The organism is Psychroflexus montanilacus (genome assembly GCF_020164535.1).
GTDB lineage: Bacteria > Bacteroidota > Bacteroidia > Flavobacteriales > Flavobacteriaceae > Psychroflexus > Psychroflexus montanilacus.
This window is the reverse complement of sequence record NZ_JAIQZC010000006.1, coordinates 1-1,686: the sequence shown is the minus strand read 5'-3', so window position 1 is coordinate 1,686 and position 1,686 is coordinate 1. Positions and strand designations below refer to the sequence as shown.

The window sequence follows — 1,686 nt, the reverse complement described above, 5'->3', positions numbered from 1 at the left end:
ATAATTAAATTGACAATTAGAAACACAAAAGCTTTATCCTAATCATTACCTGATCAAAGCTTCATTAATTCCCTTTCTCTAAACGTCTACTGCAATTTATCAATTGCAATACTCTAAAAAAGGAGGTATTCCAGCCGCACCTTCCGGTACGGCTACCTTGTTACGACTTAGCCCCAGTTACTAGTTTTACCCTAGGCGGCTCCTCGCGGCGACCGACTTCAGGTACCCCCAGCTTCCATGGCTTGACGGGCGGTGTGTACAAGGCCCGGGAACGTATTCACCGCATCATGGCTGATATGCGATTACTAGCGATTCCAGCTTCACGCAGTCGAGTTGCAGACTGCGATCCGAACTGTGATAGGGTTTGTAGATTCGCTCCACCTCGCGGTGTGGCTGCTCTCTGTCCCTACCATTGTAGCACGTGTGTAGCCCAGGACGTAAGGGCCGTGATGATTTGACGTCATCCCCACCTTCCTCACAGTTTACACTGGCAGTATGGCTAGAGTCCCCATCATTACATGCTGGTAACTAACCAAAGGGGTTGCGCTCGTTATAGGACTTAACCTGACACCTCACGGCACGAGCTGACGACAACCATGCAGCACCTTGCAATTTGCCCGAAGGAAAAGGTGTTTCCACCCCTGTCAAACTGCATTTAAGCCCTGGTAAGGTTCCTCGCGTATCATCGAATTAAACCACATGCTCCACCGCTTGTGCGGGCCCCCGTCAATTCCTTTGAGTTTCATTCTTGCGAACGTACTCCCCAGGTGGGTTACTTATCACTTTCGCTTAGCCACTCAGGTCTCAATTAACCCGAACAGCTAGTAACCATCGTTTACGGCGTAGACTACCAGGGTATCTAATCCTGTTCGCTACCTACGCTTTCGTCCATCAGCGTCAGTGTATTGTTAGTGATCTGCCTTCGCAATCGGTATTCTGAGTAATATCTATGCATTTCACCGCTACACTACTCATTCTAACCACTTCACAATAACTCAAGAACAACAGTATCAATGGCAATTCTACAGTTGAGCTGCAGACTTTCACCACTGACTTATTATCCCGCCTACGGACCCTTTAAACCCAATGATTCCGGATAACGCTTGGATCCTCCGTATTACCGCGGCTGCTGGCACGGAGTTAGCCGATCCTTATTCTTACAGTACCGTCAACAGTGTACACGTACACCTTTTTCTTCCTGTATAAAAGCAGTTTACAACCCATAGGGCAGTCTTCCTGCACGCGGCATGGCTGGATCAGGATTGCTCCCATTGTCCAATATTCCTCACTGCTGCCTCCCGTAGGAGTCTGGTCCGTGTCTCAGTACCAGTGTGGGGGATCTCCCTCTCAGGACCCCTACCTATCGTCGCCATGGTAAGCCGTTACCTTACCATCTAGCTAATAGGACGCATACTCATCTATTACCGTAACCTTTAATTACAACCCGATGCCAGGTCGTAATACCATAAAATATTAATCCAAATTTCTCTGGGCTATCTCTTAGTAATAGGTAGATTGTATACGCGTTACGCACCCGTGCGCCGGTCGTCAGCAAGAGCAAGCTCTCCTGTTACCCCTCGACTTGCATGTGTTAGGCCTGCCGCTAGCGTTCATCCTGAGCCAGGATCAAACTCTTCATCGTTAAATCTTATATGTCTTTAACGTCTAAATGAATTCAATTCTAAA

At 47.9% G+C, this 1,686-nt stretch carries 1 rRNA gene; it reads right to left on the bottom strand.

The features are described from left to right. Window positions 1-118: 118 nt before the first annotated feature. Window positions 119-1,642, bottom strand: a 16S ribosomal RNA gene (locus LB454_RS13935). Window positions 1,643-1,686: the final 44 nt, after the last annotated feature.